The 24,714-nt window shown below is 69.2% G+C and carries 25 protein-coding genes; 13 read left to right on the plus strand and 12 right to left on the minus strand.

Annotated features, from left to right (window positions below; translation table 11 throughout):
- Nucleotides 1-36 precede the first annotated feature (36 nt).
- The 9 genes from QQK83_RS08015 to QQK83_RS08055 all read right to left on the minus strand — a co-directional run bounded on the left by QQK83_RS08015 (nucleotide 37) and on the right by QQK83_RS08055 (nucleotide 8,744).
- Nucleotides 37-816: a crotonase/enoyl-CoA hydratase family protein gene (locus tag QQK83_RS08015; RefSeq protein WP_284263237.1), complete on the minus strand. Its 780-nt coding sequence runs from the start codon at nucleotides 814-816 to the stop codon at nucleotides 37-39.
- Nucleotides 803-1,663 carry a hydroxymethylglutaryl-CoA lyase gene (locus QQK83_RS08020; RefSeq protein ID WP_284263238.1) on the minus strand — a complete coding sequence of 287 codons (861 nt, stop codon included), beginning with the start codon at nucleotides 1,661-1,663 and terminating at the stop codon, nucleotides 803-805. The genes QQK83_RS08015 and QQK83_RS08020 overlap by 14 nt, the downstream gene beginning before the upstream one ends.
- Nucleotides 1,664-1,771: 108 nt before the next feature.
- Nucleotides 1,772-2,434, minus strand: coding sequence for a glutathione S-transferase family protein (locus QQK83_RS08025; RefSeq protein WP_284263239.1), 663 nt, complete (start codon nucleotides 2,432-2,434; stop codon nucleotides 1,772-1,774).
- A 106-nt stretch (nucleotides 2,435-2,540) separates the two neighbouring features.
- Nucleotides 2,541-4,484, minus strand: coding sequence for an ATP-binding protein (locus QQK83_RS08030; RefSeq protein WP_284263240.1), 1,944 nt, complete (start codon nucleotides 4,482-4,484; stop codon nucleotides 2,541-2,543).
- Entirely contained in the window at nucleotides 4,484-4,918 is a 435-nt protein-coding gene (locus tag QQK83_RS08035; RefSeq protein ID WP_284263241.1) for an ASCH domain-containing protein, read from the minus strand. Before QQK83_RS08035 ends, QQK83_RS08030 begins: the two co-directional genes overlap by 1 nt.
- A gap of 132 nt (nucleotides 4,919-5,050) precedes the next feature.
- Nucleotides 5,051-6,649, minus strand: a complete 1,599-nt coding sequence (locus QQK83_RS08040) for a carboxyl transferase domain-containing protein (RefSeq protein ID WP_284263242.1) — start codon at nucleotides 6,647-6,649, stop codon at nucleotides 5,051-5,053.
- Nucleotides 6,646-7,221, minus strand: coding sequence for a hypothetical protein (locus tag QQK83_RS08045; protein WP_284263243.1), 576 nt, complete (start codon nucleotides 7,219-7,221; stop codon nucleotides 6,646-6,648). Before QQK83_RS08045 ends, QQK83_RS08040 begins: the two co-directional genes overlap by 4 nt.
- 11 nt (nucleotides 7,222-7,232) lie before the next feature.
- The gene (locus QQK83_RS08050; protein ID WP_284263244.1) at nucleotides 7,233-7,514 is read right to left on the minus strand and encodes a hypothetical protein; all 282 of its coding nucleotides are present in this window, start codon (nucleotides 7,512-7,514) and stop codon (nucleotides 7,233-7,235) included.
- A gap of 66 nt (nucleotides 7,515-7,580) precedes the next feature.
- Nucleotides 7,581-8,744: an isovaleryl-CoA dehydrogenase gene (locus QQK83_RS08055; RefSeq protein ID WP_284263245.1), complete on the minus strand. Its 1,164-nt coding sequence runs from the start codon at nucleotides 8,742-8,744 to the stop codon at nucleotides 7,581-7,583.
- Nucleotides 8,745-9,632: 888 nt separating this feature from the next.
- Here QQK83_RS08055 and QQK83_RS08060 point away from each other — a divergent pair.
- The 13 genes from QQK83_RS08060 (at nucleotide 9,633) to QQK83_RS08120 (ending at nucleotide 22,985) form a co-directional block, all read left to right on the plus strand.
- Nucleotides 9,633-10,499: a PhzF family phenazine biosynthesis protein gene (locus tag QQK83_RS08060; RefSeq protein WP_284263246.1), complete on the plus strand. Its 867-nt coding sequence runs from the start codon at nucleotides 9,633-9,635 to the stop codon at nucleotides 10,497-10,499.
- 40 nt (nucleotides 10,500-10,539) lie between these two features.
- Nucleotides 10,540-10,989: a tellurite resistance TerB family protein gene (locus QQK83_RS08065; RefSeq protein ID WP_284263247.1), complete on the plus strand. Its 450-nt coding sequence runs from the start codon at nucleotides 10,540-10,542 to the stop codon at nucleotides 10,987-10,989.
- Between the two features lie 7 nt (nucleotides 10,990-10,996).
- Nucleotides 10,997-11,722: a PhnD/SsuA/transferrin family substrate-binding protein gene (locus QQK83_RS08070; protein ID WP_284263248.1), complete on the plus strand. Its 726-nt coding sequence runs from the start codon at nucleotides 10,997-10,999 to the stop codon at nucleotides 11,720-11,722.
- Between the two features lie 117 nt (nucleotides 11,723-11,839).
- A complete protein-coding gene (locus QQK83_RS08075; protein ID WP_284263249.1) occupies nucleotides 11,840-12,619 on the plus strand; it encodes an ABC transporter ATP-binding protein in 780 nt (259 codons plus the stop codon).
- 43 nt (nucleotides 12,620-12,662) lie between these two features.
- Nucleotides 12,663-13,391, plus strand: coding sequence for a transporter substrate-binding domain-containing protein (locus QQK83_RS08080; protein ID WP_284263250.1), 729 nt, complete (start codon nucleotides 12,663-12,665; stop codon nucleotides 13,389-13,391).
- 164 nt (nucleotides 13,392-13,555) lie between these two features.
- Nucleotides 13,556-14,437 carry an ABC transporter permease gene (locus QQK83_RS08085; RefSeq protein ID WP_284263251.1) on the plus strand — a complete coding sequence of 294 codons (882 nt, stop codon included), beginning with the start codon at nucleotides 13,556-13,558 and terminating at the stop codon, nucleotides 14,435-14,437.
- A complete protein-coding gene (locus QQK83_RS08090) occupies nucleotides 14,434-15,273 on the plus strand; it encodes an ABC transporter permease (protein WP_284263252.1) in 840 nt (279 codons plus the stop codon). Before QQK83_RS08085 ends, QQK83_RS08090 begins: the two co-directional genes overlap by 4 nt.
- Nucleotides 15,270-16,607 carry a glutamine synthetase family protein gene (locus QQK83_RS08095; protein WP_284263253.1) on the plus strand — a complete coding sequence of 446 codons (1,338 nt, stop codon included), beginning with the start codon at nucleotides 15,270-15,272 and terminating at the stop codon, nucleotides 16,605-16,607. The genes QQK83_RS08090 and QQK83_RS08095 overlap by 4 nt, the downstream gene beginning before the upstream one ends.
- Nucleotides 16,608-16,769: 162 nt before the next feature.
- Complete coding sequence (locus tag QQK83_RS08100) at nucleotides 16,770-17,480, plus strand: type 1 glutamine amidotransferase (RefSeq protein ID WP_284263254.1); 711 nt, start codon at nucleotides 16,770-16,772, stop codon at nucleotides 17,478-17,480.
- Nucleotides 17,477-18,847: a glutamine synthetase family protein gene (locus QQK83_RS08105; RefSeq protein WP_284263256.1), complete on the plus strand. Its 1,371-nt coding sequence runs from the start codon at nucleotides 17,477-17,479 to the stop codon at nucleotides 18,845-18,847. The genes QQK83_RS08100 and QQK83_RS08105 overlap by 4 nt, the downstream gene beginning before the upstream one ends.
- A complete protein-coding gene (locus QQK83_RS08110; RefSeq protein WP_284263258.1) occupies nucleotides 18,844-20,145 on the plus strand; it encodes an NAD(P)/FAD-dependent oxidoreductase in 1,302 nt (433 codons plus the stop codon). Before QQK83_RS08105 ends, QQK83_RS08110 begins: the two co-directional genes overlap by 4 nt.
- A 108-nt stretch (nucleotides 20,146-20,253) precedes the next feature.
- The gene (locus QQK83_RS08115) at nucleotides 20,254-21,477 is read left to right on the plus strand and encodes a DegT/DnrJ/EryC1/StrS family aminotransferase (RefSeq protein WP_284263260.1); all 1,224 of its coding nucleotides are present in this window, start codon (nucleotides 20,254-20,256) and stop codon (nucleotides 21,475-21,477) included.
- 140 nt (nucleotides 21,478-21,617) lie between these two features.
- On the plus strand, nucleotides 21,618-22,985 hold the full coding sequence (locus QQK83_RS08120) for an aminotransferase (RefSeq protein WP_284263262.1): 1,368 nt from the start codon (nucleotides 21,618-21,620) through the stop codon (nucleotides 22,983-22,985).
- Nucleotides 22,986-23,138: 153 nt separating this feature from the next.
- Here the strand turns inward: QQK83_RS08120 and QQK83_RS08125 are convergent, their stop codons facing one another.
- From QQK83_RS08125 to QQK83_RS08135, 3 genes are all read right to left on the minus strand, one after another.
- The gene (locus QQK83_RS08125; protein ID WP_284263264.1) at nucleotides 23,139-23,429 is read right to left on the minus strand and encodes a hypothetical protein; all 291 of its coding nucleotides are present in this window, start codon (nucleotides 23,427-23,429) and stop codon (nucleotides 23,139-23,141) included.
- Between the two features lie 27 nt (nucleotides 23,430-23,456).
- Nucleotides 23,457-24,023, minus strand: a complete 567-nt coding sequence (gene phaR, locus QQK83_RS08130; protein ID WP_284263266.1) for a polyhydroxyalkanoate synthesis repressor PhaR — start codon at nucleotides 24,021-24,023, stop codon at nucleotides 23,457-23,459.
- A 177-nt stretch (nucleotides 24,024-24,200) separates the two neighbouring features.
- A complete protein-coding gene (locus QQK83_RS08135) occupies nucleotides 24,201-24,650 on the minus strand; it encodes a phasin family protein (protein WP_284263267.1) in 450 nt (149 codons plus the stop codon).
- Between the last annotated feature and the right edge of the window lie 64 nt (nucleotides 24,651-24,714).

Below are 24,714 nucleotides of genomic sequence, written 5' to 3' on the forward strand. Positions count from 1 at the left end.
GCTCGAAAATTCGCACTCCGCGCCACCCGCGCGCGCTCACTCCACCCAGGCCGGCCTGCGCTTCTCGAAGAAGGCCGCGATCCCCTCGGCGCTTTCCGCGCTTTCCCAGCGCGCGACCAGCGCCGCGATGGTCGCCGCGATCTGCGCCTCGTCCACCGGCGCCGCCAGCTCCGCCACCAACGCCTTGCCCGCCGCCACCGCGCCCGGCGCAGCCGAAAGGTAGGGCGCGATTTCCGCTTCGACCGCACCGTCCAGCGCCGCCTCCGGCACCGCGCGCGCCAGAAGCCCCAGCTCCACCGCCTCGGCCGCGCCGAAGACGCGCCCCGAGAAGAACACCCGCCGCGCCCGCGCGGCCCCCATACGCGCCACGACATAGGGCCCGATGGTGGCCGGGATCAGCCCCAACCGCACCTCGGTCAGCCCGAATTTCGCACTGTCCACGCCCACGGCCACGTCGCAGACGCTCATCAGCCCCACGCCGCCGCCGAAGGCCTGCCCCTGCACCCGCCCGATCAAGGGCTTGGGCATCCGGTCGAGCGCGCCCAGCATCCCGGCCAGCGCCCGCGCCTCGCGCGCGCGGGTCTCGGCATCGGCGGCCATCTGCGCGCGCATCCAGCCCAGGTCGCCCCCCGCGCAAAAGGACCGCCCCGTGCCCGTCAGCACCACGACCCGCACGGCGGGGTCGCGCCCCAGCCGCTCGGCCACCTCGGTCAGCTCCGCGATCATCGCGGCATCCATCGCGTTATGCACCTCGGGCCGGTTCAGGCGCAGCCAGGCCACCCCGCGCGCATCCACCTCCAGATCAAGCGTCCGCATCCCGCATCCCCCGTGCCAGTGCCGCCGCGGCCTCCACCGCCTCGAGGTCAAGCCCCGTCTCGTATCCCAAAGCCGCCAGATGCCGCGCCACCGCCTCGGTCGCCACGTTGCCTGCCGCGCCGGGCGCATAGGGACATCCGCCGAGGCCACCGACGGCCGCGTCGAAGACCCGAAGCCCGAGGCTCAGCGAGGCGTCGATATTCTCCATCGCCCGGCCGCCCGTGTCATGGTAATGCCCCGCCAGCCGCCCCACCGGCACGGCATTGCGCACCGCCAGAAGCATCCGCGCGATGCTGTCGGGCGTGCCCGCCCCGATCGTGTCGCCCAGCGAGATCTCGTAGCACCCCATGGAAAACAGCGCATCGGCCACCCGCGCCACATCGCCCGGCGCGACCGCCCCGTCATAGGGGCATTGCACGACGCAGCTGACATAGCCCCGGACCGGCAGGTCGATATGCCGCGCGGCCTCGACCACGGGCCGGAACCGCTCGAGGCTTTCGGCGATGCTCGCGTTGATATTCGCGCGCGAGAACCCTTCCGAGGCCGAGCCGAAGATGGCGATCTCTCCCACCCCCGCGGCCACCGCCGCCTCGTAACCCGTCATGTTCGGCGTCAGCGCGGCATAGCGCACACCCTCGGCCCGTGTGATGCCCGCCAGAACCTCGGCCCCGTCAGCCATCTGCGGCACCCATTTGGGCGAGACGAAAGACGCCACCTCGATCCGCCGGAACCCCGCCGCCGAAAGCGCGTCGACCAGCGCGATCTTCTCGGCCGGGGGGATGATCCGCGCCTCATTCTGCAGCCCGTCGCGGGGGCCAACCTCGAATATCTCCACGAATCCGGACATCAGCTGCGCGCCTCCCTCGAACGCCTCCGGGGCTCCGCCCGTTCGCCGCGGAAACCGTCCACCGGACGGTTTCCGAGACGCGGCTCACCCTCGAATATCTCGACGACCTCATCCATCTGCCGGCACCTCGTAGAAGTCTTGCGCGTAAAACGCCTGCGGCCCCTCGATCGCGGCCGCCTGCCGGAAGCCCTCCCGCGCCTGCAACCGGTCCCAATAGGCGCGGAGCGCCGGATAAGGCTCCATCCGCACGTAGAAGGGCGCGGCAAAGAGGTTGAACCCCATCATCGCATCCGCCGCCGAGAAGCCGGAGGGCAGAAGGTAATCCCCCTCCACCATCCCTTCCAGCGCCTGCAACGTGTCGGCCAGCCGCAGCGTGTTGAGCTTCACCACCACCGCCGAGGGCCGCGCGGGCGGCCGCAGGAACAGGTGGTTGAGGTTCAACTGCTCGATGAGCGAGGCCATGGTCTCGGCGAACCCCATCAGCTCGAGGTAGCGCACCCGCTCGGCATGCCCCGGCGCGCGGCCAAAGCCATGCTCGGGGCGGCTCTCGCAGAGATATTGCAGGATCGCCGCGCTTTCGAAGATCGACCGCCCGTCGATCTCCAGCGCCGGGATGCGCCCCGCGGGCGACAGGCCCTTCAGCCCCGGCTCGCGCATCGCGCGGCTGCCGATCCCGTAACGGATGATCTCGTCGGGTGGCATCCCCATCTCGCAGAGCAGCCACAGAACCCGGAACGACCGCCCCCAGGGCACATGGTGCAACCGGATCATCGCGCGCGCCCCGCCAGTCTCTTGCAAGAGACTGGCCTGAGCCTTGCAAGGCTCTGGCCACGTCCTTTCAAGGACGTGAGGCGCGTTTTGCAAAACGCGAATGCGCTCATGGCTCCCCCTCCTCCAGCACGATCAGCGCCGCCCCCGCCTCGACCTGCGCGCCGGCCTCCACCAGCACTTCGGCCACGATCCCGTCGCGGCCCGCCGTCAGGGCGTGTTCCATCTTCATCGCCTCCAGCACCGCCAGCCGGTCGCCCGCCGAGACGGCATCGCCCGGCCCCACGAAAACCGCCTTCACCAGCCCCGGCATCGGGGCCTCGATCCGCCCCGCGCCGCCGCCCGCCGCAGCCGCCACCGCCAGCGGATCGACCACCTCGAAGACATGGCCGTCCCCGTGGAACACCGCGACGGAGCCCTCGAGCGCCACGACCTCGGCCAACACCGGCGCGCCATCGACCCGCCAGCCCGCACCGTCGCGCACCACCTCCTGCGCCACGTCGCCCAGCGTGACGCGTGCGGCCCCGCCCGGCAAGACCTCGACCCCCGCGGCGATCTCCTCCCCCTCGCCGCGCAGCATCACCGACCGCCTGAGCGGCGCCCAGAGCGTGAACCCCTCGACCGGCCCGGCCTCGCCGGTCAGGCCCAGCGCCCCCATCGCGGCCAGCGCCCGCACCCGCGACGAGGCCACGGGCACCGCCGCCAGCGCGGCAAGGTCGCGCTCGATCAGCCCGGTATCCACATCCCCCGCGGCAAAGCCCGCATGCCCCGCCAGTGCCCGCAGGAAGCCCAAGTTCGTCACCGACCCCGCCACCTGGCAGCCCGCCAGCGCCGCGTCGAGCTTGCGCAGCGCCACCGCCCGCGTCGGCCCGTGGACGATGATCTTGGCGATCATCGGATCGTACCAGGGCGAGATCTCGTCGCCAGCCCGCACGCCGGTTTCGGCCCGCGCGCCCTCGGGAAAGCGCAGATGGCGCAACACGCCGGTCGCGGGCAGAAACCCCTTCGGCACATCCTCGGCGTAAAGCCGCGCCTCGAAGGCATGCCCGTCGATCGCCAGTTCGTCTTGCCGGGCGGGCAAATCCTCCCCCGCGGCGACGCGCAGCTGCCATTCGACCAGGTCCACCCCCGTGATCGCCTCGGTCACCGGGTGTTCCACCTGCAGCCGCGTGTTCATCTCCATGAACCAGAACCCGTCCGGCCTGAGCCCGCGCGCGCCGTCCACGATGAACTCCACCGTGCCCGCGCCGGAATAGCCGATGGCCTCGGCGGCGCGCACCGCGGCCTGCCCCATCGCGGCCCGCATCTCCGCCGTCATGCCGGGCGCCGGGGCCTCCTCGATCACCTTCTGATGCCGCCGCTGGAGCGAGCAATCCCGCTCGAACAGATGCACCGCCCGCGCCCCGTCGCCGAACACCTGCACCTCGATATGGCGCGGCTTCTCGACGTATTTTTCTATAAGAACGGCCTCGTTGCCGAAGGCCGTCGCGGCCTCGCCCTTCGCGCTCTCCAGCGCCTCCATGAAGCGCGCGGGCGCGTCCACGCGGCGCATCCCCTTGCCGCCGCCGCCCGCGACGGCCTTGATGAGAACCGGGTAGCCGATGGCATCGGCCGCCCCCGCCAGGTGCTCGGGGTCCTGGTTCGCGCCATGGTAGCCCGGCACCACCGGCACGCCCGCTTCCTCCATCAGCGCCTTGGCCGCATCCTTCAGCCCCATCGCCCGGATCGCCGCGGCGGACGGCCCGATGAAGACCAGCCCCGCCGCCTCCACCGCCTCCACGAACTCCGGGTTTTCCGACAGGAACCCGTAGCCCGGATGGATCGCCTCGGCCCCCGTCGCCTGCGCCGCCGCGATGATCGCATCGGCCCTCAGGTAACTCTCCGCAGGCCGCGCGCCTCCGATCCAGACCGTCTCGTCGGCCATGGCCACATGGCGCGCGCGCGCATCGGCATCGGAATAGACTGCGACCGTGCCCACCCCCATCCGGCGGCAGGTGTCGATCACCCGACACGCGATCTCGCCCCGGTTGGCGATCAGGATCTTGCGAAACATCAGTGCCCCTCCCCCCGATCCTGAACCAGGTCCTCGACCAGCTCGAACCGCTCCCAGATCAGCCCCATCTCGGGCGCGAAGATCCCCGCCCGCCGGTAATACCGCTCATGGCCGTCGCGCCAGCCCGCCAGCGTCTCGTCCTCCCCCTCCATCAGCGCCATCTCCTCGGTCATGTCGCAGAACCGCAGCCGGACCAGCTCCAGCGTGCGCGTCACCAGCTGCGGCACATCGTCGAAATCCAGCACGATATCGCAGCGCCCCACCTCGGGCAGCACCTCGGAGACGCCGATCTCGGCCTCGGCCGTGCAGGTCGCCCGCTTCTTGCCCGCCCGCACCAGCGCCAGAAGCGCATCCGACAGCGCGGCACTGTCCCCGAAGCGGTAGGTCTGTGCCCCCGGATAGCGCGCCCTCAGCTCGTCCAATGTCGCCCCCATGGCCTTCATCTTTCTCCAAATACGCACTGCGACGCCGCCACACGCGAGACACCCGGACACCGGGCGCACGGCCCTTGCAGGCGGCGGAGGCGGGCGGGGGCGGGTGGGTGGGACGCCCGCCTCCGCCGCCGCTCACATCCGGAACAGGCCAAAGCGCGTCTCCTCCACCGGCGCGTTCAACGCGGCTGCAAGTGACAGGCCCAACACCTCGCGCGACTTGCGCGGATCGACCACCCCGTCATCCCAAAGCCGCGCCGAGGCATAAAGCGGGTGCGACTGCCGCTCGAACATCTCGATCGTGGGGCGCTTGAACTCGGCCTCCTCCTCCGCCGACCAGGCCTGCCCCGCGCGCTCCATCGCGTCGCGCTTGACGGTGGCCAGAACACCCGCCGCCTGCGCGCCGCCCATCACCGAGATGCGGGAATTCGGCCAGGACCACAGGAAGCGCGGGGAATAGGCCCGCCCCGCCATGCCGTAATTGCCGGCCCCGAAGGAGCCGCCCACCAGCATCGTCACCTTGGGCACCGCGGTCGTGGCGACCGCTGTCACCATCTTCGCGCCATGCCGCGCAATCCCCTCGTTCTCGTATTTGCGGCCCACCATGAAGCCGGTGATGTTCTGCAGGAAAACCAGCGGGATACGCCGCTGCGAGCAGAGCTCGACGAAATGCGCCGCCTTTTGCGCGCTTTCCGAGAACAACACCCCGTTGTTCGCCACGATCCCCACATCGAGGCCCATGACCTGCGCGAAACCGGTGACGATGCTCTCGCCGAACCGCGGCTTGAACTCGTCGAACCAGCTGTCGTCCACGATCCGCGCGATCACCTCGCGGATGTCATAGGGCGTGGTCAGAGAGGCAGGCACCACGCCCAGCAAATCGTCGGGGTCAAACGCCGGGTCGCGGCCCCGTAGGCCGGGCTTCAGCCCGGCACCCCCCAGGGACCGCACCGCCCGCCGGGCCAGCGCCAGCGCATGCGCATCATCCTCGGCCAGGTAATCCGCCACGCCCGACAGCCGCGTGTGCACGTCGCCGCCGCCGAGGTCCTCGGCGCTGACCACCTCGCCGGTCGCCGCCTTCACCAAGGGCGGCCCGGCGAGAAAGATCGTCCCCTGCTCCCGCACGATGATCGAGACATCCGACATCGCGGGCACATAGGCCCCTCCGGCGGTGCAAGAGCCCATCACCACCGCGATCTGCGCGATCCCCTTGGCGCTCATCCGCGCCTGGTTGTAGAAGATCCGCCCGAAATGGTCGCGGTCGGGAAAGACCTCGTCCTGGTTGGGCAGGTTCGCCCCCCCGCTGTCGACAAGGTAGATGCAGGGCAGCCGGTTCTCCTCGGCGATCTCCTGCGCGCGCAGGTGCTTCTTCACGGTCACCGGGTAATAGGTCCCGCCCTTAACCGTCGCGTCGTTGCAGACGACCATCACCTGCCGCCCCTCGACCACGCCCACACCGGCGATCACGCCGCCGCAGGGGGCCGCGCCCTCGTACATCCCGTGGCCCGCCAGCGCGCCGACCTCGAGAAACGGCGCGCCCGGATCGAGCAGGTTCGCCACCCGCTCCCGCGGCAGCATCTTGCCGCGCGACACATGCCGCTCCCGCGCCCGCGCGCCGCCCCCCTCGGCGGCCAATGCGGCAGCCTCCTCGATCTCGGCCAGCGCAGACAGATGCGCCGTGCGGTTCGCGCGCGCCTCCTCCGACCCGGCCATGAAGGACGACTTCAATCTCATCGGCTTTCCCCTTCCCCGGGCCGCATCACCGGCGCATAGCGCGCCGCCTCGACCCATCCGGCCTCCACCGCCGGCCCCGCCGCGCCCAAGAGCCGCGCCACCTGCCAGAGCGACACCGCCTCGGCCAGTTTCCGGCTCGCCGCCCGCGTCTCGCACCACGCGGCATAGGCCGCATCCGCGCCCGCGCAATCCGGCCCCGCCGAAGACCCGCGCGCCACACCCCAGAGCGTCGGGTAAAGCCCCTCGGCCCAGACCGGATCGCCGCGCACCGCCTCGGGCGCGGGCAGGCCCGCCAGCACCGCATCGCGCAAGGCCCATTGCCGCGCGGCCAGTTCCGCCTGGCAGGCCAGCGGCGCGCCCGAGCGGTCGCAGGCCACGATGGCCAGCGTGCCGCAATACTCTATCCGCTCGCGGCTCACGATCTCGAAATCCTCGCGCTCCCCGGCCAGGCCCACCCGCGAAAACTCCATCTCGAAATGCGCCACCGCCCGCGCCAGGCAGTCCGGGTAGTCCGGCAAGCCCTCCTGCGCCGAGGCCGCCCCCGCCACCCCGAGGACGGCGCAGACCGCCATCGCCGCGCCCCTCACGTGCCCGGCCCCGCGCCGAACCCGTCCACAGGCCGCCCCCAGCGATCCAGCGCCACCGCCCAATCCGCACCACAGGTCACCACCAGCCGCACCCCCGCGATCGTGGCGGGCCGCCCCGCGCAATCGGTCCTCGACCCGCCGGTCTCCGAGACGTAACGCGCCGCGGCGGCCTCGATCATCTCCGTCTCGCCCGGCGGCACGGCGCGCAGGCCCAGCCACAGGCCAAAGGCCGCCCCCACCGTCACCAGCCCGGTGAGACCGACCCCCAGGGGCCCCATCGCACCGCCCCCCGCCTTCATCTTTCTCCAAATACGCATTCCCCGGCCCGCCGCCCCGCGCAAACCTCAGCCCATCAGCGCCATCAGCTCGCGCCCCACCAGCATCCGCCGGATCTCGGAGGTGCCCGCGCCGATCTCCATCAGCTTGGCATCGCGGAACATGCGCGACACGGCGCTGTCGTTCAGGAACCCCGCGCCGCCCATCGCCTGCACCGCCTGGTGGGCGACCTTCATCCCCTCCTCGCTGGCATAAAGCACGCAGGCCGCCGCGTCCTGCCGCGTGACCTGCCCGCGGTCGCAGGCCTTAGCGACCTCGTAGGCATAGGCCCGCGCCGAGTTCATCGCCGTGTACATGTCCGCGATCTTGCCCTGCATCAGCTGGAACGATCCGACGGGCTGCCCGAATTGCTTGCGCTCGACCATGTAGGGCATCACCTCGTCGAGGCATCCGGCCATGATCCCGATGTTGACGCCCGACAGGACCACGCGCTCGTAATCCAGCCCCGACATCAACACGCGCACGCCGCGGCCCTCCTCGCCGAGGACATTCTCGAAGGGCACCTCCACATCCTCGAAGATCAGTTCGGCCGTGTTCGACCCGCGCATTCCCAGCTTGTCGAAATGGGGCGAGGTCGAGAAGCCTTTCATCGTCTTCTCCACGATGAAGGCCGTGATCCCCTTCGACCCCGCCGCGGGGTCGGTCTTGGCGTAGACGACAAGCGTGTCGGCATCCGGCCCGTTGGTGATCCAGTATTTCGTGCCGTTCAGAACGTAGCGGTCGTTCCGTTTCTCGGCGCGCAGCTGCATGCCGACGACATCCGAGCCCGCGCCGGCCTCCGACATGGCCAGCGCGCCGACGTGTTCGCCGGTGATGAGCTTCGGCAGATAGGCCGCCTTCTGCTCGGGCGTGCCGTTCAGATTGATCTGGTTCACGCAGAGGTTCGAATGCGCCCCGTAGGACAGGCCGATCGAGGCCGAGACCCGGCTGATCTCCTCCACCGCGACGGTATGGGCGAGGTATCCCATCCCCGCGCCGCCATACGCCTCGTCGACCGTGATGCCGAGAAGGCCAAGCGCCCCCATCTCGGGCCACAATTCGTTGGGAAAGGCGTTCTTCGCGTCGGTCTCGGCGGCCAGCGGCTTCACCCGTTTCTGGGCCCAGGCGTGCACCATCTCGCGCAGCGCGTTGACCTCATCGCCCAAATCGAACGTCATCGAACCGAGGAACATGCGCGCAACCCTCCCGTTAATTGAACGCTTGTTCAATTCATAGGCGTGGCCGGGCATCCTGTCAAAGGATTCGCGGCTTCACGCTTTCTTAACGCCGCCATGGGAGTGTCCCCGGCCATGGACATGTCCCGGCGGGCCTGACACCCCCGCCGACCTTCAGGTTTCCGTCCCATGGCCCGGCAGGCCGCGGGCCGATCAGAGCCGGACACCGGGGCCGCCCCTGACAAGGGCGGCCACATGGGGACCGCCCTTGGCGGCGCCGCCATCCTTTGCCATCCCGCGCGGAGCGGACCCTCGTCCGACAGCGCAACCCCCGTCCCGAGCCGCAGTTTTCCCTGACGGGACCCGGCGGAAAACGCGTGTTTTCCGAAGGCGGCCCGCGCGCGCGGGCCGGGCACCCCATACCGGCGACGGCCCAACCCACGTGCAGCGCAACCGACAGACCGCCCTCGACCGGGCGCAACCCCTGCGCCACATCCCCACCCGCGCACCGCCTCACCACCCGCGCCGCCCTCGCCAAGGGTCCCCGCAAGGCGCGCGCCTTGCGCCCTCCATGAACCGGGCGCCGGAGGCTCCCAGCCCGACGCCCCCCTCGCGTCCCGCGCCAAAGGAGAGCGCCCAAGGCCACTCTTCCCTCCGCAACCCAGCCTCGCGGGAGCCCAACCGCGCCCGGCATTCTGCCACCGCTCCATCCCGGCACCCGCTCCGCGCCAGCCCCCATCATGGCCGGGGCACCCCGGGGAGAGGAGCGGACACCGTCAGGACAAGCGCCCCCGAAAAGTCCCGCCCAGACGGTTCCCGCTGCCGCCGGCCGGGCGCAGCGCGCCCCTTGCCCAAACGGGCGCGAGCGTGTTCGCTGCGCCCGACCCGCCGAAAGGACCCGCGCCCATGCTCCGCTTCCACGTCTACGACGTCTTCACCGACACGCCCTTCACCGGCAACCCGCTTGCCATCGTCGAAGGCGCAGACGCCCTGGGCACGGCGCAGATGCAGACCATCGCGCGGCAGTTCAACCTGTCGGAAACCCTCTTCATCCAGTCCCCCGACGACCCCGCCCACACGGCCAAGGTCCGCATCTTCTTCCCCACCGCCGAGATCCCCTTCGCGGGCCACCCCACCATCGGCTGCGCCCTCCACCTCGCCGGAGAAACGGCGACCCGCATCACGCTCGAGGAACAGGCGGGCCTCGTCCCCGTCACCCTCACCCGCGACGCCACCGGCACGCTGGCCGAGTTCACCGCCCCCAAGCTCCCGGTCCGTCACGCCGACACCCCACCACAGGCGATGATCGCCGAGGCCCTCGGCCTCACCCCGCAGGATATCGGCCCCCACGCCCCCGGCGTCTGGGAGGGCGGGCCGGCCTTCCTCTATGTCCCCGTCCCGACCCTGACCGCGCTGGCCCGCGCCCGCCCGCAGGAACCCGCCTGGTCCACCCTGATGCACGCGGCGAAGGTCGACAGCGCCTATCTCTACACCGCCACCGGCCACGGCTACCGCGCGCGCATGTTCTCGCCCACCGCGGGCATCCCCGAGGACCCGGCCACCGGCTCGGCCAGCGCGATCCTTGCCGCCCAGCTCCTGACCAATGGCGCGCTGCCCGAGGGCACCACCACGATCCCCCTGCAGCAGGGCATCGAGATGGGCCGCCCCTCCGACATCCGCCTGACCGCCCAGGTTACGGACGGCAGCCTCGCCACCATCCGCATCGCCGGTCGCGCCGTGAAGATTGCCCAAGGCACGATCCGCATCCCCTGACGGCTTTCCACCGCCGCGCCTCGGGCCTATATCAGGCGGCATGGTTCTCGATCTTCTCCGCCGCCTGACGGCCCCCGACCCCGCGCCCCTGCCCCATGACGACGCCCGCGTCGCGCTGGCCGCCCTTCTCGTGCGGCTCGCGCGGTCCGACGGCGATTACGCCGCCATCGAGAAGGCGCAGATCGACCGTGTCCTCGCCCATCGCTACCGGCTGGCCGAGGCCGAGGCGCAGGCGCTGCGCTCCGACGCCGAGGCGCTGGAGGCCGAAGCCCCCGACACCGTCCGCTTTACCCGCGCCATCAAGGAGGCCGTCCCCTACGAGGACCGCGTCCACGTGATCGAGGCGCTGTGGTTCATCGTGCTCGCCGACGGCGAACGCGACACCGAGGAAGACGCGATGCTGCGCATGATCGCCCCCATGCTGGGCATCAACGACCGCGATTCGAACCTCGCCCGGAAACGGGTGGAAGACACCCATTACCGCGACTGACCCGGCGATGATCGCCGCCCTGCCGATGTATGACCGCCCCGAGCTGCGCGCCGAAACGGACGCGCTCTGGGCCGCGCTGCGCGACGCGCTCCGCGCCCGCGGCATCGCCGCGCCCGAGGCGCTGACCCGCGACCGCGACCCGTGGGAGGTGTGGCAAAGCCCCGACCTGATCTTCGCGCAGACCTGCGGCCTGCCTTACCGCGCGCGGCTTCACGACAAGGTCACGCTGGTCGCCACCCCCGATTACGCCCTGCCGGGCTGCCCGCCGGGGCATTACAATTCGGTCATCCCCGCCCGCGGCAGGGTGATCCCCGACCATCCCCGCCTCGCCGTCAACGACGCGCTCAGCCAATCGGGCTGGGCCGCGCTGCACGGCTGGCTCACGGCGCAGGGCATCCCCCCCGGCCCGGTCACGATCACCGGCGCGCATGCCGCCTCGGCCCGCGCGGTGGCCGAGGGGCGCGCCGATCTTGCCGCCATCGACGCCCAGACCTGGCGCCTGCTCGTCCGCGCGGGGCAAGCCGATCCCACGCTCGAGATCGCCCGCACGGACCCCAGCCCGGCGCTTCCCTACATCACCGCCGCGAGGAACGACCCCGCCCCGATCCGCGCCGCCCTCGCCGAGGCGCTGGCCGCCCTGCCCGCCGAGACCCGCGCGGCCCTCGACCTCCACGGCATCGTGCAGATCGACGCGACCGCCTACCGCGCCGTCCCGATCCCGCCCAATCCCTGACCATCGCCCCCGGAAACCGGCCTCACCCGCAGGCTTACCCGTGGTCACCCTGCACAATAGCGTTGCAATTGCATCACGCTTGGGCACAAATCCCCCGACCATGACCGAGACTGACCCGTGACCGCTGCGCCCGCTCCCGTCCTTTCGATCACCGACCTGCACAAGAGCTTCGGTGCGCTCGAGGTGCTGCGCGGCGTCGATCTGGCCGCCCGCCAGGGCGATGTCGTGTCGCTCATCGGCTCGTCGGGCTCGGGGAAATCCACGCTCCTGCGCTGCCTCAACCTGCTCGAGGACAGCCAGCAGGGCGAGATCGTCTTCGAAGGCGACCCGGTGCGCTGGACAGGCACGGGCCACGCCCGCCGCCCCGCCGATGCCGAACAGGTCCGCCGCATCCGCACGAACCTGTCGATGGTGTTCCAGCAGTTCAACCTGTGGTCCCACCTCACGATCCTGCAGAACGTGATGGAGGCCCCCGTCACCGTGCTGGGCCAACCCAGGGCCGAGGTCGAGGAGCGCGCCCGCGCCTATCTCGCCAAGGTCGGCATCGCCGACAAGGCCGAGGCCTGGCCCGCCCAGCTTTCGGGCGGCCAGCAGCAGCGCGCCGCCATCGCCCGCGCCCTCTGCATGGAGCCGCGCGCGCTTCTCTTCGACGAACCCACCTCCGCCCTCGACCCCGAACTCGAGCAGGAGGTGGTGCGCGTGATCCGCGCGCTCGCCGCGGAAGGGCGGACCATGATCCTCGTGACCCATGACATGCGCATGGCGCGCGATCTTTCCTCCCATGTCGTCTTCCTCCACCAGGGGAAGATCGAGGAGGAGGGGCCGCCCGACGCGATCTTCGGCGCGCCCCGATCCGCGCGCCTGCAACAATTCCTCAGCCATGGCCAGGCGGCCTGATCTCTGAGGCAAGACCACCCGAACTCAACTGGGAGACTGCAAGATGAAACACCTGATCCTCACCGCGGGCCTCGTGGCCGTCAGCGCCGGCGCGGCCTTCGCCGATGCCCATGGCATGACCGTCCGCATGGGCACCGAGGGCGCCTACCCCCCCTACAACTTCATCGACGACAACGGCGAGATCACCGGCTTCGAGCGCGACGTGGGCGACGAGCTTTGCGCCCGCGCGGGCTTCACCTGCGAATGGGTGACGAACGACTGGGACAGCATCATCCCCAACCTGACCTCCGGCAATTACGACACCATCATCGCCGGCATGTCGATCACCGCCGAGCGCGAGGAAATCGTCGATTTCACGCAAGCCTACTTCCCGCCCGCGGAATCGCTCTTCATGGGCATGTCCGAGGACTTCACCCTCGAGGGCGCCGTGGTGGCCGCGCAGACCAACACGATCCAGGCCGGCTACATCGCCGAAAGCGGGGCCACGCTGATCGAGTTCGCCACCCCCGATGAAACCGTCGCCGCCGTCCGCAACGGCGAGGCCGACGCGGTCTTCGCCGACGGCGACTACCTGCTGCCCATCGCCGCCGAGGACGCCGACCTGATGATCGTGGGCGAACCCGTCCAGCTCGGCGGCGGCGTCGGCATGGCGCTGCGCGAAGGCGACGAACGGCGCGAGGCCTTCGACGCGGCCATCACCTCGATGAAGGAAGACGGCACGCTGAACGCGCTGATCCTCGAATGGTTCGGCGAGGAAGCCGCCACCTTCTGATCCGACCCGACAGGGGGCAGACCCGCGCGGCCTGCCCCCTTCACCTTTCATCAAGGTTAACGCGCCACCGCCCCCCTTCTCCGTTTCGGAAATATCCCGGGGGAGTCGCGGAACGCGACGGGGGGCAGAGCCCCCCAATATCGCGCCGCCCGCCAAAGGCTCACATGTTCGAGTTCTGCACAGACCCCGACACGCTCGACACGCTCCGCTGGTTCAGCTGCTACCTGACCAACGGCGCGCATTTCCTGTTCTACCAGTCCTTCCTGACCGTCTTCGCGCTGCTCGCCGTCACCGCGCCCACCGCGCTCGCCTTCGGCTTTTTCGCCGCCGCGGCCTCGCGCTCCCACATCCTGCCCGTCAGCTGGCTCGGCAAGCTCTACACCGCCATGGTGCGCGGCGTGCCCGACATCGTCTTCTTCCTCTTCTTCATCCTCGTCCTCGACCAGGCCATCGAATACACCCGCCACGTCATCGCCTGCCCCGACTGGACCGAGGACGTGCGCCAGGGCGCGAATTTCCTCGTCTGCCCCGAGGCGCGCACGCCGTCCGGCAACGCGCCGCAATGGGTCCACGAGCTCTACGGCTTCGCGCTCGCCGTCTTCACCTACGCCATCGTCTTCGGCGCCTTCTGCGGCAACGTGCTTTACGGCGCGATGCGCGCGGTCCCGCGCGCCCAGCTCGAAACCGCCGAAGCCTATGGCATGACGCGCGCCCAGGTCTTCTGGCGCGTCCTCGTGCCCCAGATGTGGATCTACGCGCTGCCGGGGCTCAGCAACATCTGGATGATCCTGATCAAGGCCACGCCGCTCCTGTTCCTCTTGGGCATCGAGGATATCGTCTACTGGGCGCGTGAACTCGGCGGCTCGCGCACCTCGGCCTATCAATACCCGCACCCCGACTGGCGGTTCTGGTATTTCCTCGGGCTTCTCGTCTTCTACCTCGCCTTCACGCGGGTCTCGGAAATCGTGCTGGCCCGCCTGACCCAGCGCCTCAGCCACGGGCAGGCCACGGCGGCCGGCGAAGAGATGCGGAGGGCCGCGGCATGATCTGCGCGGAAGCCCTGCAGGACTACGGGTTGCGCTCGCTCGGCATCGGCGAGCGGCTGCTGCCGCGCGAGGATATCACGCTCTGCGAACAGGTCGTGCTGATCGGCTCGGGGATGATCTGGAACGTCTATTTCGGAGTTCTGGCGCTCGCCTTCGGCTTCGTCTTCGCCGTGGCGCTGGCCGTGGCCAAGAACCAGCGCGCGCGGCTGATCCGCAAACCGGCGGAATGGTTCATCTTCATCTTCCGCGGCTCGCCGCTCTTCATCCAGTTCTTCATGGCCTACGAGGCCTTCGTCATGCTGCCCCGCGTCGGCGTCGAGTTCACCTTTCTCGGCGTCGAGATCGCCGCCGAAACCCGCTGGTTCGCCCGCGCCTGGCTGGGCGCGCTGATCGTGCTTTTCCTCAACACCTCCGCCTATGCGGCCGAGATCTTCTACGGCGCGCTGCGCGCGGTGCCCAAGGGCGACCTGGAAGCGGCCGATGCCTATGGCCTCTCGGGCTGGGGCAAGTTCCGGCGCATCACCTTTCCCACCACGATGCGGCTCGCGTGGCCCGCCTACACCAACGAGGCGATCTTCCTCTTCCACGCCACGGCGCTGGTGTTCTTCTCGTCCTTCCCCGCCTTCCAGCAGAAGGGCGACGCGCTCTATTACGCCAACTACTTCGCCGACCGCACCTTCAACCCCTTCATCCCCTACCCGATCGTGGCCGTCTATTTCGTCCTGCTGACGCTGGTCATCATCGGGGTCTTCGGCGCCATCAACACGCGCCTCAACCGCCACCTGCCCGCCGAACGGCGGCAAAGGCTGCGCATTCGCCCGCAAGTGATCAGATGAACACCGACTACCTCCGCGAGCACGCGGAAGTGAAATCCATCCGCGTCGCCGCCGCCGACCTCAACGGCCAGCCCCGCGGCAAGCGCATCGCCCGGCGCTACGCCGACAAGGCCATCGAGGAGGGCACGCGCTTTCCCTTCTCGGTCCTGAACCTCGACATCTGGGGCGAGGATATCGACGACAGCCCGCTGGTCTTCGAGGCGGGCGACCCCGACGGGGTGCTGCGCCCCACCGAGCGCGGCTTCGTGCCGATGCCCTGGCTCGACACGCCCACGGCGCTTCTGCCGATCTGGATGTTCCACGACGACGGCCGCCCCTTCGCGGGCGACCCGCGCCATGCGCTCGCCCGCGTGGTGGAGCGATACAAGGCCCGCGGGCTGACGCCCGTGGTGGCGACCGAGCTGGAGTTCTACCTGATCGACGACCGCGGCCGCGAGCTGCGCGTGCCCCCCTCGCCCCGCTCGGGCAAGCGGCGGCAACAGGCCGAGATCCTCGCCATGCGGCAGCTCGATGCCTGGGACAATTTCTTCACCTCGCTCTACGACGCCTGCGAGGCGATGGACATTCCCGCCGACACCACCATCTCGGAGGCCGGGCCGGGCCAGTTCGAGATCAACCTGATGCACGCCCCCGACGCGCTGAAGGCGGCGGATGACGCGTGGTTCTTCAAGCTCCTGGTGAACGGTCTGGCGCGCAAGCACGGCTTCGCCGCGAGCTTCATGGCGAAACCCTATCCGGAGTATTCCGGCAACGGGCTGCACACGCATTTCTCGATCCTCGACGAGGGCGGGCGCAACATCTTCGACGATGGCAGCGCACAAGGCTCGCAGGCGATGCGCCACGCGGTTGCGGGCTGCCTGCAGGCGATGCCGGGCTCGATGCTGATCCTCGCCCCCCACGCCACCAGCTACGACCGCTTCGTGCCCGGCGCGCATGCGCCGACCGGCGTCGCCTGGGCCTACGAGAACCGCACGACGGCGCTGCGCATCCCCTCGGGCAGTCCCGCCGCGCGGCGGATCGAGCATCGCGTCGCGGGCGGCGACATCAACCCCTACCTGCTGATCGCGGCCATCCTGGGTGCTGCGCTGAACGGGATCGAGGATGCGGCCGAGCCGCCGCCGCCCGTGACCGGCAACGCCTACGACCAGGACCTCGCGCAGCTGCCGCGCGACTGGCAGGGCGCGATCGACGCTTTCGCGGACAGCGCCGAGATCGCGCGCATCTTCCCGCCCGAGCTGATCGCCAACCTGCTGGCGACCAAGCGGCAGGAGCTGCACTACATGGCCGAACTGTCGCCCGAGGAGCAGACCGAGCTTTACCTCGACACGGTCTGACCCCGCGCCCACAGGATCTTGCAAGATCCTGTGCCAGACCCTTGCAAGGGTCTGGTCACGCCCTTGCAAGGGCGTGCGCAAACCTCTTGCAAGAGGTTTGCCCCCCTTGCCCCGCCCGCCTTGCGGGCATAGCTTCATCGCATCCGTTCACGCGAGACCCCCATGCATATCGGCATCCTGCAGACCGGCCATGTCCCCGACCAAGTCGCGGCACGGGACGGCACCTATTCCGAGCTCTTCGCGCGGCTCTTCGCGCATCGGGATTTCACCTTCACCACCTGGTCGGTGGTCGACATGGACTTCCCCGAGGGCGCGCAGGCCGCCGACGGCTGGCTCGTCACCGGCTCGCGCCACGGCGCCTACGAGGATCACCCCTTCATCCCGCCGCTGGAGGCGCTGATCCGCGCCATCCGCGACGCGGGCAAGCCGCTGGTCGGCATCTGCTTCGGTCACCAGATCATCGCCCAGGCGCTCGGCGGGCGGGTGGTGAAATTCCCCGGCGGCTGGGCCGTGGGGCGCAAGACCTACCGCATCGGCGGGCGCGAGGTGGCGCTGAACGCCTGGCACCAGGACCAGGTGGTCGCGCTGCCGCCGGGGGCCAAGGTGCTGGGCGGCAACGATTTCACCTGCAACGCGGTCCTTGCCATCGGCGACCGCATCCTGACCGTGCAGCCGCACCCGGAATTTCCCGCCTCGGTCGTCGAGATGCTGGCCGAGCACCGCGCGGCGACCGTGCCCGCGCCGCTGGTCGCGGCCGCGCGCGCGCAGCTCGACCAGCCGACCGACAGCCGCCTCGTGGCCGACTGGCTGGCCGATGTGCTGGAGGGCGCGCCCGCCACCCGCATCCCCTTTGCCCAGAAGGCCCGCGCATGAGCTCCGAGTCCGTCGCCCGGCTGCTCGACCAGCTCCCCGAGGTCGCCCGCGCCTACCTCGAAGGGCGCGCCATCGACGAGGTCGAGTGCATCGTCGCCGACCTTGCCGGCATCGCCCGCGGCAAGGCCATGCCGGGCGGCAAGTTCGCCCGCCAAAGCCATTTCTACCTGCCCAACTCGATCTTCTTCCAGACCATCACCGGCGACTGGGCTGACGAGGTCGCGGACGGGTTCACCGAACCCGACATGATCCTGACGCCGGATTACACCACCGCGACGCCCGCGCCCTGGACGGCGGACACCACGCTGCAGGTGATCCACGACATCAAGGACCAGAAGGGCAACCCGGTCCCCTATGCGCCGCGCAACGTGCTGAAGCGGGTGGTCGATCTCTACAACGCGCGCGGGCTGCAACCCATCGTCGCCCCCGAGATGGAGTTCTACCTCGTCGCGCCCAACACCGACCCCGCCCGCGAGATCGAGCCGCCGATGGGCCGCTCGGGCCGTCGCGCCGCCGCGCGGCAGGCCTATTCGATGTCGGCGGTCGACGAATACGGCAAGGTCATCGACGACATCTACGATTACGCCGAGGCCATGGGCCTCGAGATCGACGGCATCCTGCAGGAGGGCGGCGCGGGCCAGATCGAGCTGAACCTGCGCCACGGCGATCCGGTCCGGCTGGCCGACGAGATGTTCTTCTTCAAGCGGATGATCCGCGAGGCCGCGCTGCGCCACGACTGCTACGCGACCTTCATGGCGAAACCCATCGAGGGCGAGCCGGGCAGCGCGATGCACATCCACCATTCGGTGATCGACATCGCCACGGGAGAGAACATCTTTTCCACGCCCGAGGGCGCCGAGACGCCGGTCTTCCTGCATTTCATCGGCGGGATGCAGCGCAACCTGCCTGCCGTGATCCCGCTGCTTGCACCTTACGTGAACAGCTACCGCCGCTACGTCCCCGACTTCGCCGCGCCCATCAACCTCGAATGGGGGCGCGACAACCGGACCACGGGCCTGCGCGTGCCCGTGTCCGAGCCCGCCGCGCGGCGGATCGAGAACCGGCTGCCGGGGATGGATTGCAACCCCTATCTCGGCATCGCCGCCTCGCTGGCCTGCGGGCTGGTCGGGCTGATCGAGGAAACCGACCCCTCCGATCCCTACACCGGCGATGCCTACCAGCTGGAAAGCGGCGTGCCGCGCGGGCTTGGCGACGCGCTGGGGCTCTTGAGCGCGAACGGCACCATCCAGCAGGTGCTGGGCGAGGAGTTCTGCCGCGTCTATTCCGCCGTCAAGGAGCTGGAATACAACGAATTTCTGCAGGTCATCTCGCCGTGGGAGCGTGAACACCTGCTGCTGAACGTATGAACCCGCTCTATCGCAACGACAGGCGCGGCGAACACGCCCCCAGCTGGTATGCCGCCAGCCTGCCGCCCGAGCCTGCGCGGCCCTCGCTGACGGGGGCCATCGAAGTGGATGTCGCCGTCATCGGCGCGGGCTTCACCGGGCTTTGGGCCGCGCTGACGCTGGCGCGCGCGGGCCGTCGTGTCGTGGTGCTGGACGCGCATCGCGTGGGCTTCGGCGCGTCGGGACGGAACGGCGGGCAGTTGAACCTCGGGTTCAACCAGTCGCAGCGCGAGTTGGAGGCGCAGCTGGGCGAGACACGCGCGGCGGCGCTTTGGGACATGGCCGAGGCCGCCCGCGCGCAGGTGCGCGACTTCTGCGCCGCGCATGCGCCCGAGGCAAGCTACCGCCCCGGCGCGGCCTATGGCATCTATGACCAGACCGACCTTGCCGGGCTCAGGGCCGAGAGCGAGCACCTCGAGAAACGCCATGGCTACCGGACCGAGGTTCTGGGCCAGCGCGGCTTTGCCGAGCTGGTGAAATCGCCGCTCTACCGCGGCGGCATGATGGACCCCGGCGGCGGCCATGTGCAGCCGCTTGCCTATGTCCGTGCGCTCGCGCGCGCGGCGGAGGCGGCGGGCGCCGTCATCCACGAGACGACCGAGGTGACGGCGATCACGCCGCGCCCGCGGTTGGTGCTGAGCACGCCGCGGGGACAGGTCACGGCGGGCCATGCCATCGTTGCGGGCAACGGATACCTGCCCGACATCCTGCCGCAGGTGAACGCGCGGGTGATGCCGATCAACAGCTTCATCGCCGCGACAGAGCCCCTGCCCGACCGCTGGCAGGAGGTTCTGGCCGAGGATATCTGCGTCGCGGATTCGAAATTCGTGGTGAATTACTATAGGTTCAGCGCCGACCGGCGGTTCCTGTTCGGCGGGCGCGAAAGCTACGGCATGGGCTTTCCCCGCGATATCCGCGCGCCGCTGGTGGCGCGGATGGAGCGGCTGTTTCCGCAGCTGAAAGGCGTCGGCATCACCCATGTCTGGGGCGGCGCGCTCGGCATCACGATGAGCCGCCTGCCCCATGTCGCCCGCGTGGCCCCCAACATCCTGTCGGGCGCGGGGTTTTCCGGGCATGGCGTGGCGCTGTCGGGCATGGCCGGGCGCGTGATGGCCGAGGCGGTGATGGGACAGGACGAGGGCCTTGCGAATTTCGAGGCGCTCCCCGTCCCGCGCTTTCCGGGCGGCACGAGCTTGCGTGCGCCGATCCTGACGCTGGCGATGACCTGGTACGCGATGCGCGACCGCCTGGGCGTCTGAGCCACCATATCTTGCGCGACATTTGCATGACATCGCGTCACGGCGCTGGATTTCGGGCGCTTAACAGGATAAGAAATCCGAAAGAGAAGATTTCGAAAAGGTGAAATCATGGCGCTCGCACCCAATGTCTACGACGCCGAGCCGATCCCCGAGGGCGCGCGCGCCGAGATCGACCGCCTGCTGCAATCGGGCGACCTGTTCCGCTACACCGCCCCTGCCGATGCGCCCGTCGCGCTCTTGGAGCGTGAATTCGCGGACATGATGGGCGTGAAATACGCGCTCGCCGTCTCCTCCTGCTCGGCGGCGATTTTCCTGTCGCTCGAGGCGCTTGGCCTGCAGGCCGGCGCGCGGGTGCTGATCCCGGCCTTCACCTTTGCCGCCGTTCCCTCGGCGGTGGTTCACGCACGCCTGCAGCCCGTGCTGGTCGAGGTGGGCGAGAATTACCGCATCGACATGGGTGATTTCGCGGCCAAGCTCGACGACAGCATCGAGGCCGTCATCATCAGCCACATGCGCGGCCATACCAGCGACATGGACGCGATCATGGCGCTCTGCAACGCGCGTGGCATCCCGGTGATCGAGGACGCGGCCCATTCGCTCGGCACGCTCTGGCACGGGCAGAAGATCGGGACGATCGGCAAGATCGGCTGTTTCTCGTTCCAGTCCTACAAGATGATCAACGCGGGCGAGGGTGGCATCCTGATCACCGATGACGCCGACCTTGCCGCGCGCTGCGTGATCATGTCGGGCGCCTATGAGCACAACTGGAAGAAGCACAAGGGGCCGGAAGGGCAGAACGACCCCGAGCTGGCGCTGGCTTTCGCGCGCTGGCAGAACCGGCTGCCGCTCTACAACATGCGGCTGCAGAACCTCTCGGCCGCCGTCATCCGCCCGCAGCTGCCCGAGCTGGAGCGCCGGGTGCGTGACGGGCTTGCGAACCATGATTACGTGGCCGACCTGCTGAACGCCTCGCCCTGGCTGGACGTGCCGCCGCCGCTTGTGCCCGAGACGCGGGCACCGGATTCGATCCAGTTCAACCTTGTCGGTTTCGACACGGATGCCGAGGCGAAAGCCTTTGCCGCGGCCGCCGAGGCGCGCGGCGTGAAGGTGCAGATCTTCGGCCTGTCGACCGACAACGCGCGGGCCTTCTGGAACTGGCAGTTCATCCCCGGCGAGCGGCAGGAGCTGCCGCAGACCCGCGCGATGCTGATGCGCGCCTGCGACGTGCGGCTGCCGGTGCGGCTGACGAAGCCGGAGCTGGATTTCATCGCCGATGCGCTGACAGCCGCCGCCGAGGACGTGAAGGGCGCGACGCTCGCCTATGGCACCTGAGCGGCGCGGCCCGTCTTTTCGCCTGCGAAACCCCTCGGAACCCGGCGCGCTGACGCCGGGTTTCGTCGTTTTCACTGGGGCGATTGCGGGCGGCTTCGGGCCGGTCTAGCGTGGCGCAAATCCTTCGCCCGGAGACCGCCATGAAAGACCACGCGCCCAATTCCTGGGAAGCCCGCGCCGAGGCGCATTCGCTGTACGGCTTCACCGACCTGCCCTCGATCCGCGAGCGCGGCACGGTCGTGGTGACCCATGGCGAGGGGCCCTACATCGTCGACACCAACGGCAAGCGCTATCTCGATGCGAACTCGGGGCTGTGGAACATGGTGGCGGGCTTCGACCACAAGGGGCTGGCCGAGGCCGCCAAGGCGCAATACGACCGCTTCCCCGGCTATCACGCGTTTTTCGGGCGGATGTCGGACCAGACCGTCGCCCTGTCGGAGCGGCTGGTCGAGGTCTCGCCCTTTGAGCGGGGCAAGGTGTTCTACACCAATTCCGGCTCCGAGGCGAATGACACCATGGTCAAGATGCTGTGGTTCCTTGCGGGCGCGGAGGAGCAGCCGCAGCGGCGCAAGATCCTGACGCGGTGGAACGGCTACCACGGGGTGACGGCGGTCTCGGCCTCGATGACGGGCAAGCCCTACAACTCGGTCTTCGGCCTGCCTCTGCCGGGGTTCATCCACCTGACCTGCCCGCATTACTGGCGCTATGGCGAGGCGGGCGAGAGCGAGGCCGCGTTCACCGCGCGGCTGGCGCGGGAGCTGGAAGAGGTGATCGCGCGTGAAGGCGCGGAGACGATCGCGGGCTTCTTCGCCGAGCCGGTGATGGGCGCGGGCGGGGTCATTCCGCCGAGCGCGGGGTATTTCCAGGCGGTTCAGCCGATCCTGAAGAAACACGGGATTCCCCTGATCGCCGACGAGGTGATCTGCGGCTTCGGGCGGACGGGGAATACCTGGGGCTGCGAGACCTATGATTTCGTGCCCGATGCGATCATCTCGTCCAAGGCGCTGACGGCGGGGTATTTCCCGATGGGGGCGGTGATCCTGGGGCCCGAGATGACGGACCGGCTGCAGGCCGCCATCGACCCGATCGAGGAGTTTCCGCACGGCTTCACGGCGTCGGGCCACCCGGTCGGCTGTGCTGTGGCACTGAAGGCCATCGACGTGGTGCTGGAGGAAGGGCTGCTCGAGATGGTGCGCGCGGGCGCGGGCCGGATGGAGGCGGGGCTGCGGCGGATCGCGGAGCATCCCAACATCGGCGAGCTGCGCGGCGTGGGCTACATGTGGGCGCTCGAGGCGGTGAAGGATCGGGACGGCAAGGTGCCCTTCGACGGGTCGTTGTCGGTGTCGGAGCGGATCGCCAACACCTGCACCGATCACGGGCTGATCTGCCGGCCGCTGGGGCAATCGGTGGTGCTGTGCCCGCCCTTTACCATCACGGACGGGCAGATGGACGAGATGTTCGAGAAGCTCGACGCGGCACTGAAGCAGGTCTTCGACGAGGTGGCCTGAGGGCGATCGCGGCCGAATTTTCATGCGAAAATTCAGGGGGGTGCGAATTTTCGTACGAAAATTCGGGGGGGCTCTGCCCCCCGGCCTTCGGCCTGCCCCCTGGATATTTTTGAAACGGAGAAGCAGGGGGCGCGCGTTAACCTTGATGCGGGGTTAACGGGTCGCTGCCTCTGCGCAATAGGCGGCGGCAGCGGTGACGCGGTCGGTCATGTAGAAATGGTCGGGATCGGTGGGGCGGGTTTCGGCCTGAAGGCGCGCCGCGGCCTCGGCGAGGCGGGCCGCGGTGGCAGGATCGGGCGCGATCACGCAGTCGGAGAGATCGGCCATGGCGGCGCGGTAGACGGCTGCCGCGGAACCGGGCGCCGGGGGGCGCTCGATCCCGAGCAGGGCGCAGCCGGACAGGAGCGGCAGGGCGAGACACAAGAGGGCACTGATACGGAACACGGGGGCGGGCCTGCGCGCTTGTGCGGCTTACATCTTGCTGAGCTTGGATTGGAGATCGGCGAGCTGGCGCTTGATCTCGTCCAGCTCTTCGGTGGCGGAGCGGTCGCCGTCGCCGTCCTGCGGATCGGGGCCGGACCATTGGCCCGAGAGGCCGCCCGTGATGCCGCCCGTCATCGCCTTCATGAAGGCCTCTTGCTGGGCGCGCATCGCCTCGAACCCCGGCATCCGCGCCATCGGGTTCATCGCGGTCATGTTCTCCATCATCTTCGACTGGCCCTCTTTCAGCATGTCGAAGGACATGGCGAGGAAATCGGGCACGACCGAGCCGCCCTGGGTGGAGTAGCTGCGCACCAGGTCTGTGAGCACGGTGATCGGCAGCACGCTCTCGCCGCGGCTTTCATGCTCGGCGATGATCTGCAGGAGATACTGCCGAGTCAGGTCGTCGCCGGATTTCAGGTCGACGATCTTGACGTCGCGGCCCGTGCGGATGAAGCCCGCGATATCCTCGAGCGTGACGTAATCGGAGGTTTCGGTGTTGTAGAGCCTGCGGCTCGCATACCGCTTGATCAGAAGCGGTTCGCCCTCGGTCGCCATGCCTTCACTCCCTTCCCGCAGTGCAGCATGCGCCAGCCTACCCCTATGGGCGGGAATTGCAAATTCAATGTGCAGGGGCAGAAACGTGAAGGGCGAGCCGGGAGGAGGCTCGCCCTTCTGGTATTCATGCCGGTGGGGAGGACACCGGCACGAAATCCGTGCCGTGGGTCGGCGCGATTACTTCGCGGCGGCCTTCTTGGCGGCGGTGGTCACCTCGGCGGTGGCCTTCTTGACGGCGGCGGTCGCCTCTTCGGTGGCTTCCTTGCCGGCGGCCATCATCAGCTCGACGGTTTCCATCTGCACCTTCTTGGCGATCTCGGCGAAGGCGGCCATGTGCTCGGCGGCCATCTCGGCCTGGGCCGAGGCGAAATCGGTCATCGCCTTGGTGTAGTCGGTCGGCTCGGCCTTGACGGCGGTCACGTCGGCCATCTTGGCCAGCGTGTCCTTGGTCCACTTGGCCGAGAGGTCGGTCGACTTTTCGGCGGCGTCGAAGGCGACCTTCGACATCTTTTCGCCCATGGCGGCCGAGGTCTTGAACGCGTCGTTCATGGCGGTCATGTCCATCGGGAATGCACCCATCATGTCGGACATCATCTTGGTGAAATCGGTGGTCTTGGCTGCGGCCATTGGTCTTCTCCGGGGTTTCGCCCCATGACCGGGGCATTCTGCGTATGCGAGAAATATGCATGCT

The organism is Roseicyclus amphidinii, assembly GCF_030163755.1.
Lineage (GTDB): Bacteria > Pseudomonadota > Alphaproteobacteria > Rhodobacterales > Rhodobacteraceae > Roseicyclus > Roseicyclus amphidinii.

What these genes read in the sequence shown, in the direction of transcription:
- QQK83_RS08015 (WP_284263237.1), bottom strand. Translation starts at nt 816, where the DNA reads ATGCGGACGCTTGATCTGGAGGTGGATGCGCGCGGGGTGGCCTGGCTG.
- QQK83_RS08020 (WP_284263238.1), bottom strand. Translation starts at nt 1,663, where the DNA reads ATGTCCGGATTCGTGGAGATATTCGAGGTTGGCCCCCGCGACGGGCTG.
- QQK83_RS08025 (WP_284263239.1), bottom strand. Translation starts at nt 2,434, where the DNA reads ATGATCCGGTTGCACCATGTGCCCTGGGGGCGGTCGTTCCGGGTTCTG.
- QQK83_RS08030 (WP_284263240.1), bottom strand. Translation starts at nt 4,484, where the DNA reads ATGTTTCGCAAGATCCTGATCGCCAACCGGGGCGAGATCGCGTGTCGG.
- QQK83_RS08035 (WP_284263241.1), bottom strand. Translation starts at nt 4,918, where the DNA reads ATGGGGGCGACATTGGACGAGCTGAGGGCGCGCTATCCGGGGGCACAG.
- QQK83_RS08040 (WP_284263242.1), bottom strand. Translation starts at nt 6,649, where the DNA reads ATGAGATTGAAGTCGTCCTTCATGGCCGGGTCGGAGGAGGCGCGCGCG.
- QQK83_RS08045 (WP_284263243.1), bottom strand. Translation starts at nt 7,221, where the DNA reads ATGGCGGTCTGCGCCGTCCTCGGGGTGGCGGGGGCGGCCTCGGCGCAG.
- QQK83_RS08050 (WP_284263244.1), bottom strand. Translation starts at nt 7,514, where the DNA reads ATGGGGCCCCTGGGGGTCGGTCTCACCGGGCTGGTGACGGTGGGGGCG.
- QQK83_RS08055 (WP_284263245.1), bottom strand. Translation starts at nt 8,744, where the DNA reads ATGTTCCTCGGTTCGATGACGTTCGATTTGGGCGATGAGGTCAACGCG.
- QQK83_RS08060 (WP_284263246.1), top strand. Translation starts at nt 9,633, where the DNA reads ATGCTCCGCTTCCACGTCTACGACGTCTTCACCGACACGCCCTTCACC.
- QQK83_RS08065 (WP_284263247.1), top strand. Translation starts at nt 10,540, where the DNA reads ATGGTTCTCGATCTTCTCCGCCGCCTGACGGCCCCCGACCCCGCGCCC.
- QQK83_RS08070 (WP_284263248.1), top strand. Translation starts at nt 10,997, where the DNA reads ATGATCGCCGCCCTGCCGATGTATGACCGCCCCGAGCTGCGCGCCGAA.
- QQK83_RS08080 (WP_284263250.1), top strand. Translation starts at nt 12,663, where the DNA reads ATGAAACACCTGATCCTCACCGCGGGCCTCGTGGCCGTCAGCGCCGGC.
- QQK83_RS08085 (WP_284263251.1), top strand. Translation starts at nt 13,556, where the DNA reads ATGTTCGAGTTCTGCACAGACCCCGACACGCTCGACACGCTCCGCTGG.
- QQK83_RS08090 (WP_284263252.1), top strand. Translation starts at nt 14,434, where the DNA reads ATGATCTGCGCGGAAGCCCTGCAGGACTACGGGTTGCGCTCGCTCGGC.
- QQK83_RS08095 (WP_284263253.1), top strand. Translation starts at nt 15,270, where the DNA reads ATGAACACCGACTACCTCCGCGAGCACGCGGAAGTGAAATCCATCCGC.
- QQK83_RS08100 (WP_284263254.1), top strand. Translation starts at nt 16,770, where the DNA reads ATGCATATCGGCATCCTGCAGACCGGCCATGTCCCCGACCAAGTCGCG.
- QQK83_RS08105 (WP_284263256.1), top strand. Translation starts at nt 17,477, where the DNA reads ATGAGCTCCGAGTCCGTCGCCCGGCTGCTCGACCAGCTCCCCGAGGTC.
- QQK83_RS08110 (WP_284263258.1), top strand. Translation starts at nt 18,844, where the DNA reads ATGAACCCGCTCTATCGCAACGACAGGCGCGGCGAACACGCCCCCAGC.
- QQK83_RS08115 (WP_284263260.1), top strand. Translation starts at nt 20,254, where the DNA reads ATGGCGCTCGCACCCAATGTCTACGACGCCGAGCCGATCCCCGAGGGC.
- QQK83_RS08120 (WP_284263262.1), top strand. Translation starts at nt 21,618, where the DNA reads ATGAAAGACCACGCGCCCAATTCCTGGGAAGCCCGCGCCGAGGCGCAT.
- phaR (WP_284263266.1), bottom strand. Translation starts at nt 24,023, where the DNA reads ATGGCGACCGAGGGCGAACCGCTTCTGATCAAGCGGTATGCGAGCCGC.
- QQK83_RS08135 (WP_284263267.1), bottom strand. Translation starts at nt 24,650, where the DNA reads ATGGCCGCAGCCAAGACCACCGATTTCACCAAGATGATGTCCGACATG.